Raw genomic sequence first — 8,180 nt, 5'->3', positions numbered from 1 at the left:
CACACCTGTTCCCATTTCGAACACAGCAGTTAAGTCCTCCAGCGCCGATGGTACTGCAGGGGCAGCCCTGTGGGAGCGTAGGTCACTGCCAGAATTAATTTAGGAGTTAGAAGTTAGGTTCTAGGTGTTAGGAAAAATCCTAAAGCCTATTACCAAACACCTATCGCCTAATGTGTTGGGATGTCGCCAAGCGGTAAGGCACAGGACTTTGACTCCTGCATTCGCTGGTTCGAATCCAGCCATCCCAGCCATTTGCCCCCATCGTCTAGTGGCCTAGGATAACGGGTTTTCATCCCGTCGACAGGGGTTCGAATCCCCTTGGGGGTACCACTAATTCAATTAACAATATATAATTAATAATTGATAATTAAAAATAAAGATTTTAACTTGCTAATTTTTTTTAATTGTAAATTGGACATTATAAATTGTAAATTTAATATTATGGAGGGGTTCCCGAGTGGTCAAAGGGAGCAGACTGTAAATCTGCCGGCGACGCCTTCAGAGGTTCAAATCCTCTCCCCTCCACCATTTTATGCGAAAGTAGCTCAGCTGGTAGAGCATCTCGTTGCCAACGAGAAGGTCGCGAGTTCGAATCTCGTCTTTCGCTCCAATTTGTATATTCAACCTTGTTATCTACTGATAACAAGGTTTTCTATTATTTGGGAAGGAGTTTTTATTAATATGTTGAATTAATATATAGTTAAAAATAATTAAGATAATACTTTAAACTCTTTGGAGGGAATAATATTGAGTAAAGAAAACTCTTATAATAAATCTGAAGTTAAAGTTGAAATTTTAGGTGAAGAATATATTATTAAGGGAAAAGAATCTTCTGAATATATTATGAGTATTGCTAATTTTGTTGATGAGCATATGAAAGAAATACAAGAAAATATAACATCAATTTCTAGAAATAGAGTGATAATACTTGGAGCTATGAACTTTGCTGATAAGCTTTGTCGAGTCCAGGAAAAAAATGAAAGTTTAAAGGAAGATAATAATAAACTAGAAAGTAGTTTTAAAAAGATACTATCTGAGAATAATAAATTAAAAGAGAAATATCGGGAATTAAAAGAAGAATATGAAGAATTTTTGGAATTGGTTGAGAAAGGAGACTTTGATTAGCTTGGACTTTAATCTATTAGATCTAATAATTATAATTTTATCGCTTATATTTATGGTGAAAGGTTATAAAATAGGATTAATAAGACAATTTACTGCGATATTAGCTATAGTCATTGGAATTTATATTGCACAAGAGCAGTATAAGATTATTGGTGATTTAATATTTCATAAATTTGATTTATCTAGACAAATTGCTGAGTTTATATCTTTTATTATTATTATTTTAATTGTAACTTTAATAATTAATTTATTTGGTCATTTTATTATTCAAATGTTAGATATTATGTTTTTATCCTTTATTGATAGTTTTGGTGGACTATTATTTGGATTTATTAAAGGATTGCTTATATTATATATAGCGCTAATAATATTGAATAAACTTCCTTTTGATTTAATAGAAAAGCAGATAAATAAATCATACTTTGCTCCTAAAATATTAAGTTTTAGCACATTGATTGATAGTAAGATTAAAGATATATCCAGATAAGCTAATAATTGGAGGCAATAAATGTGAATAATTTAATTGTGAATTTAGTTTTAGTTGATATAGCTAGTTTATTAAAAATAAAGGGTGCAAACAATTACAAAATAAGGGCTTATGAGAATGCTATTGCAAAAATAAAAAATTTAGATGTGGACATTAAAGATTTAGTAGATAAAGGAGAGTTAACAGAAATATCTGGGATCGGAAAAAGTTTAGCTAATACAATCCAAGAAATAATTTCTACTGGAAGTTGTAAAGAGTATGACAATTTAATAAAAGAATATCCACCTAGTATAATTCCATTACTTAAAGTATCAGGGATAGGTCCTAGCAAAGTCAAGTTGTTATATAATAAATTAAATATTGAGGATTTAGAAGATTTGAAACGAAAAGCAGAGTTGGGACAATTGACTCAGATTAGTGGAATTGGAGCTAAAACAGAAGGAAAAATTTTAAGTAGTGTTAATAGACTATTAGATGAAACCGATAAATTGGATTTAGGTGAGGCAAGTTTACTGTCTAATAAATTAAAAACTTATCTATATAAATTTAAAGATGTGCATAGAATTAAAGCTATAGGTAGCCTAGCTAGAAGAGAAGAAATAATAAATAAAATATCTCTAATTATAGAATGTAGAGACTTTCAAGTGATATCTAAAAATATAAAAATATTACCTATTATTTCGGAAATCTTAGAAGAAAACAATCAAAAATTAATCTTAAATAGTAAATTAGGAGTAAAAATAGAGCTTATTAGAGCAAGTTCTTCAGATTTTTGGAATAAGATATTTTGGCTAACAGGTACTGAGGAATATAATAAAAAATTAAAGGGTGTTTTTAGTATAAGACAAGGCGATTTAGAAAATAAATTTGAAAGTGAAAAAGATATATTTAATAAGCTTAATATTCCTTATATTATTCCAGAGTTAAGAAGTGATTTAGAAATTGTGGATAGGGCTCGGGAAGATTCTCTACCCTTAAGTATAAAAAAAGAGGATATAAAAGGTGACTTACATATACATTCTAATTGGAGTGATGGAAGATATACAATTGAAGAGATGGCAAGAGCTTGTCAGAATAGAGGGTATGAATATCTGTCTATCTGTGATCATACACATTCTTTAACAATAGCTAATGGTTTAGATGTAGATAGGCTAAAAAGGCAATGGGAAGAAATAGATAAATTAAATGAAGAGTTAAACATTAGAATTTTAAAGGGTGCTGAGGTAGATATATTAAATGATAGTTTAGATTATGGGGATAATATTTTAGAATCATTAGATGTAGTTATAGCATCTATACATAGTGGGTTTGGTGATTCTCAAGAAGATATGATGAAGAGGATTATGATGGCCTTAAATAATCCTTATGTAGATATATTAGGACATCCTACTGGTAGATTAATTCTAGGTAGGGCTTCTTATAATATTGATTTTGAAAAATTAGTACATAAGGCAGTAGAAACTAATACTATATTAGAAATTAATTCTGCACCTAAAAGATTAGATCTAAATTCCCATAATGTTAAATTAGCTCATAAGTTAGGAGCTAAATTTATTATTAATACTGATGCTCATAAGATTAAACAGTTAGATAATATGGAATTTGGAGTTGGAGTTGCTAGAAAAGGTTGGTTAGAGAAAGAAGATCTAGTTAACACTTTAAGTTTGAGTGATTTCAAAGATTTTCTAACTAAGTAAGATAATTTTGAGATTTAAATAAATGTAATAATAAAAGGAGATGAAATAGTGAATATAGGAAAATATAATGAAGGAAAAGTAGTGAAAGAGGTTGATTTTGGATTGTATTTGGAGATAAGTGGTGAAGAAATACTTTTACCTAAGAAATATATTCCTGAAGGTACGGAAATAGGTGATATTCTCAAGGTTTTTCTCTATAAAGACTCTGAGGATAGACTAATAGCAACGACATTGACACCTAAAGCAGAGGTTGGAGATTATGCCTATTTAGAGGTTAAAGATGTTAGTAGAATTGGTGCTTTCTTAGATTGGGGCTTAGAGAAAGATTTGTTAGTTCCTTATAGAGAACAGCGTGGTAAGATGAAAAAAGGTAAAAAATATGTAGTAAGAGTCTATCTTGATCAAGAAACAGATAGAATAGTTGCTACTGAAAAATTTGATAGATTTATTAATCATAATGAATTAGATGTTTCCGAAGGTGATGAAGTAAACATTCTAATCTACAGATATACTGATTTAGGGGTAGAAGTAATAATTGATGATAAATATTATGGTTTAGTTTATAATGATGATATCTTTAAAAATTTAAAAATTGGTCAAAGACACAAGGGATATATTAAAAAGGTTAGAGAAGATAATAAGATAGACTTAAGTTTGAGAAAGATTGGTTATGGAAGAATAGAGGATGCAAAAACTAAGATACTTAAGAAACTAAAAGAGAAAGAAGGATTTTTAGCTTTGAATGATAAGAGTTCTCCAGATCTTATAAAGAAAGTTTTAGAAATGAGTAAAGGAACCTTTAAAAAGGCCATAGGTGGACTGTATAAAGAAGAAATTATAAATATAACTGCTGAAGGCATAAAATTAATAGATTAGTAAAACTAAATATAAAATTTAATAGTTGTTGTAGGAGGAGATGTCAATGAAGCTAGAAGGAGTTTATCAATTAGCTGTAGAAGCAGGAATATCAGTTGATCCAAGAGCTAAAGAAGAAGTGGAAAAGATGTTAAAAAAGTCTAAAAAGAAGTATGAGGATATGGCTAATAATGAAAAAAAGTATTTTGATTTAGCTGAACTTAAGAACCCTTATTCTGATACTAGAATATTATATGGTAATGAAAAGAAAGAGATTAAAAGGGTTCTAATGGGAATTGATATTGATACTAGTGAAGTCTTAGTTGCAGATAGATTAATTGAGAAAGGAACCCAAATTGATGCTATAATTGCTCATCACCCTGAGGGTAAAGCATTAGCAGCATTGCATGAAGTAATGCATATGCAAGAGGATATCTTACATAGTTTAGGAGTTCCTATTAATGTAGCTGAAGGGATATTATCTAAGAGAATCTCTGAAGTAGAGCGAGGTATTATGCCGATTAATCATAATAAAGCCTGTGATACAGCAAGGATTTTTGATATACCATTGATGTGTGTGCATACCCCTGCTGATAATTTAGTAGTAGACTTCTTACAGAAGAAGATTAATAAGGCAGATATAGATACTGTGGGTGAGGTAATAGAATTATTGAAAGAGATTCCTGAATATCAAGAAGCAAGTAAATTAAAAGCAGGACCTAATATTGTGGTTGGTTCTAAAGATAGAAGGGCTGGCAAAGTTGTTGTAGATATGACTGGAGGAACTGGTGGTTCTAAAGAAGCGTTCAGCAAATTAGCTCAATCAGGAGTTGGAACTTTAGTTTGTATGCATATAGGAGAAGAGCATAGAAAGAAAGCAGAAAAGAACCATATTAATGTTATAATTGCAGGGCATATAGCTAGCGACTCTATTGGAATGAATCTTTTTGCTGATAAATTAGTTGAAAATGGAGTTGAAGTTATTCCCTGTTCAGGCTTAATTAGAGTTAAGAGATAGATTTTAAAGACCTTTAGTCTATAATATAGATTAGAGGTCTTTGATTATATAATATATGGAGGAATGAAAATGTTGAGTTTAGATGATGCAATTAGTTTTAAGGATTTTTTAAATTCTTCAAGTAATGAATATAAAGAGGATCAATTACGTCTATGTGAAGATATTGAATTATCTAATTCGGCCAAAAGAAAAGTATTAGAAGTAGAAACCAAGATAGATCTGATAGTTTTTTCAGAAATATATTGTCCTGATTGTAGAATAGTGATACCTTTTTTACAACAGATAGAAGAAATAAATAATAATATTACTATATATATATATCCGCGAAAAAGTTATGAAGATTTAATGAAAGAATATACAGGAACTGCTAAAATCCCTACAATTCTAAGAGTTAATTCAAACAATAAATCAATTGGAGAGTTTATTGAATTCCCTAAAAAAATAAAAGAAGAAATAAGATTAGCTAATGAGGATGACAAAAAAGATTTGATTAATAGATATAGAAGAGGAGAATATAATCAATTAATAGAGAAAGAAATTTTAGAAAAATTAATAATAAATAGATAAATTAATCTTTATATAAAGAGAAAGGTGATATAATTAATGGATAAGCATGCATTGAATGTTCTTGAATTCAATAAAATAAAAGATCAACTAAAAGAGCATATTACATCTAAATTAACAATGAAATTTATTGATACTTTAGAGCCTAAGACTGAAATAGCTTATATACAGGATAGACAAGAAGAGGTAAGCCAAGCTAAAAAGATTATCATAAGAGAAGAAAGAATACCTTTAGGAGGAATCTATGATATAAGGTCTTCACTAAGTAAAGTAGAAAAAGATATTGTTATATATGGTGATGAACTATTGAATATTCTAAATACTTTGGTTACTGGCCATAGGTTAAAAAATTATTTTAACAATTTATTAGATGAAGATAACGAATATTATAGGATTATTAAAATATCCAAAGGCATTAGTTATTTCAAAGAATTAGAAAGAAGTATTAAAAAAGCTATCGATAATAGAGGAGAAGTTAAAGATAGTGCTAGTTCTAAGTTGAGAGATATTAGAAGAAGCATTAGAAATACGAGTGATGGAATTAAAGATAAACTCAATTCTATTATTAATTCTAGTCGTTATCAAAAATATATGCAAGAATCTGTAATTACAATTAGAGATGATAGATATGTCGTTCCAATTAAATCAGAGTATCAACATCAATTTCCAGGAATCGTTCATGATCAATCTTCAAGTGGACAGACCTTATTCATTGAGCCAATGGCTGTAGTTAAGTTAAATAATAAATTACGCCAATTAGCTGCTCAAGAAGAAGAAGAGGTTTATCGAATTTTGAAAGAATTATCTATGCAGGTGAAAGAATTTTTATATGATATTAAGAATACTGTACAGGTTTTGGCTATATTAGATTTCATATTTGCTAAAGCTAAGTACAGTATAGAAATCAATGCTTCTGAGCCATTACTTAATCAAGATGGATATATTAATCTGATTAAAGCTCGACACCCTTTATTAACTGGTGATGTAGTACCAACCAATATTTATATTGGCGATAAATTCAATACTTTGGTTATTACGGGTCCGAATACTGGGGGGAAGACAGTTACTTTAAAGACTGTTGGATTATTAACTTTAATGGCTCAGTCAGGCCTGCATATACCTGCATTATCGGGTTCTAAAGTAGGAGTTTATCAAAAGATATATAGTGATATTGGAGATGAGCAGAGTATTGAACAGAGCTTAAGCACTTTCTCTTCTCATATGAATCAGATTATTAAAATTATTGAAGAGGTTAATGAAGAATCTTTAGTATTATTAGATGAGTTAGGAGCAGGGACAGACCCAGCAGAAGGGGCTGCTTTGGCAATGTCATTATTAGATTATTTATATGAAAAAGGAGCTAAAACAATAGCTACAACACACTATAGTGAGCTTAAAACTTATGCTTATACTAATGAGGGAATAGAGAACTCTTCAGTTGAATTTGATGTAGAAACCTTACAGCCAACTTATAATTTACAGATGGGGCTACCAGGTAGTAGTAATGCCTTTCAAATAGCTAGTAAGTTAGGATTAAGAAAAGAGATTATTGACAGGGCAAATGAGTTATTGGCAAGAGATGATGTAGAATTTGATAAAGTTATTAAAGAAATTGAACAGGAAAGAAAAAAGTATAATACTAAAAAGTTAGAAACAGAATCTATTAATCAAGAGGTAAAGAAGCTAAAGAAAGATTATGAGGCTAAGCTAAAGACTTTTGAAGAGAGAAAAGAACAAGAGTTAAAAGAGGCTTATCGAGAGGCTAATAAAATAATCAAAAGAGCTCAAAAGAAGGCAGATCAGATAATTGAAGACTTAAAGGAGAAGAAAAAAGCTTCGGATAGAGAGATTGAAGAAGCAAGAAGTGGTTTGCGCCAAGAGAGAAAAGGTATTAAAAATGAAGAAAGCAAACTAATAGAAGATGCTAGAGCTAATAGAGAAGTTCCTGATTTGAAGATTGGAGATAAAGTAAAAATCATTAGCTATAATAAAAAAGGTGAGGTTATAGATTTATTCCCAAACAAAAAAGAAGCGGTTGTTCAAGCTGGAATTATGAAGGTTAATATTGATTTGCGTGATTTAGAAAAAATTAAAGGAAAAGATAAAGATGATAAAACTTATCCTAAAGTAAATATAAGCCATATTAAATCTAATAAAACTAAAAATATATCTCCAAAAATAAATCTAATAGGGTTAAGAGCAGTTGAGGCTAAAAGTAAGCTAGAGAAGTACTTAGATGATGTATTACTATCTAATTTAAACCAAATAGAAATTGTTCATGGAAAAGGAACAGGTGTATTACGAGAGGTAGTCCATGATCTTCTTGATAATTATCCAAGTGTGAGGGAGTATAGGTTAGGAAGGCCTAAAGAAGGTGGAATAGGAGTAACATTTGTTAATTTTAATTAAAAAAGTCAGAGGTAGAAATTTTCTA

At 29.9% G+C, this 8,180-nt stretch carries 7 protein-coding genes, 4 tRNA genes and 1 rRNA gene; all 12 read left to right on the top strand.

Features of this window, described 5'->3' with window-relative positions; genetic code table 11:
- Positions 1–94: ribosomal RNA gene (rrf, locus tag OREMA_RS18475) — 5S ribosomal RNA — on the top strand; the annotation flags it as partial.
- Between the two features lie 82 nt (positions 95–176).
- Positions 177–251, top strand: a tRNA-Gln gene (locus tag OREMA_RS0113450).
- A gap of 3 nt (positions 252–254) precedes the next feature.
- Positions 255–330: transfer RNA gene (locus tag OREMA_RS0113445), tRNA-Glu, on the top strand.
- A gap of 113 nt (positions 331–443) precedes the next feature.
- Positions 444–528, top strand: a tRNA-Tyr gene (locus OREMA_RS0113440).
- A gap of 6 nt (positions 529–534) precedes the next feature.
- A tRNA-Gly gene (locus OREMA_RS0113435) sits at positions 535–610 on the top strand.
- Positions 611–747: 137 nt separating this feature from the next.
- Complete coding sequence (locus OREMA_RS0113430; RefSeq protein WP_018249788.1) at positions 748–1,125, top strand: cell division protein ZapA; 378 nt, start codon at positions 748–750, stop codon at positions 1,123–1,125.
- Positions 1,082–1,612 (top strand): CvpA family protein, encoded by a 531-nt coding sequence (locus OREMA_RS0113425; protein ID WP_157280080.1) that lies wholly within the window; start codon positions 1,082–1,084, stop codon positions 1,610–1,612. Before OREMA_RS0113430 ends, OREMA_RS0113425 begins: the two co-directional genes overlap by 44 nt.
- A gap of 23 nt (positions 1,613–1,635) precedes the next feature.
- A complete protein-coding gene (gene polX / locus OREMA_RS0113420; protein ID WP_018249786.1) occupies positions 1,636–3,309 on the top strand; it encodes a DNA polymerase/3'-5' exonuclease PolX in 1,674 nt (557 codons plus the stop codon).
- 48 nt (positions 3,310–3,357) lie between these two features.
- Positions 3,358–4,185 (top strand): CvfB family protein, encoded by an 828-nt coding sequence (locus tag OREMA_RS0113415; protein WP_018249785.1) that lies wholly within the window; start codon positions 3,358–3,360, stop codon positions 4,183–4,185.
- Between the two features lie 46 nt (positions 4,186–4,231).
- The gene (locus tag OREMA_RS0113410) at positions 4,232–5,182 is read left to right on the top strand and encodes a Nif3-like dinuclear metal center hexameric protein (RefSeq protein WP_018249784.1); all 951 of its coding nucleotides are present in this window, start codon (positions 4,232–4,234) and stop codon (positions 5,180–5,182) included.
- Positions 5,183–5,251: 69 nt separating this feature from the next.
- Complete coding sequence (locus tag OREMA_RS0113405; RefSeq protein ID WP_018249783.1) at positions 5,252–5,749, top strand: thioredoxin family protein; 498 nt, start codon at positions 5,252–5,254, stop codon at positions 5,747–5,749.
- Positions 5,750–5,785: 36 nt separating this feature from the next.
- Positions 5,786–8,155: an endonuclease MutS2 gene (locus OREMA_RS0113400; RefSeq protein WP_018249782.1), complete on the top strand. Its 2,370-nt coding sequence runs from the start codon at positions 5,786–5,788 to the stop codon at positions 8,153–8,155.
- The last annotated feature ends 25 nt before the right edge of the window (positions 8,156–8,180 follow it).

Source organism: Orenia marismortui DSM 5156, from assembly GCF_000379025.1.
Lineage (GTDB): Bacteria > Bacillota > Halanaerobiia > Halobacteroidales > Halobacteroidaceae > Orenia > Orenia marismortui.
This window is presented reverse-complemented; position numbering and strand designations above follow the sequence as displayed.

Excerpts from the sequence above, each read along its gene's own strand:
- OREMA_RS0113405 (WP_018249783.1), top strand. The coding sequence starts at position 5,252 with ATGTTGAGTTTAGATGATGCAATTAGTTTTAAGGATTTTTTAAATTCT.
- OREMA_RS0113400 (WP_018249782.1), top strand. The coding sequence starts at position 5,786 with ATGGATAAGCATGCATTGAATGTTCTTGAATTCAATAAAATAAAAGAT.
- OREMA_RS0113410 (WP_018249784.1), top strand. The coding sequence starts at position 4,232 with ATGAAGCTAGAAGGAGTTTATCAATTAGCTGTAGAAGCAGGAATATCA.
- OREMA_RS0113425 (WP_157280080.1), top strand. The coding sequence starts at position 1,082 with ATGAAGAATTTTTGGAATTGGTTGAGAAAGGAGACTTTGATTAGCTTG.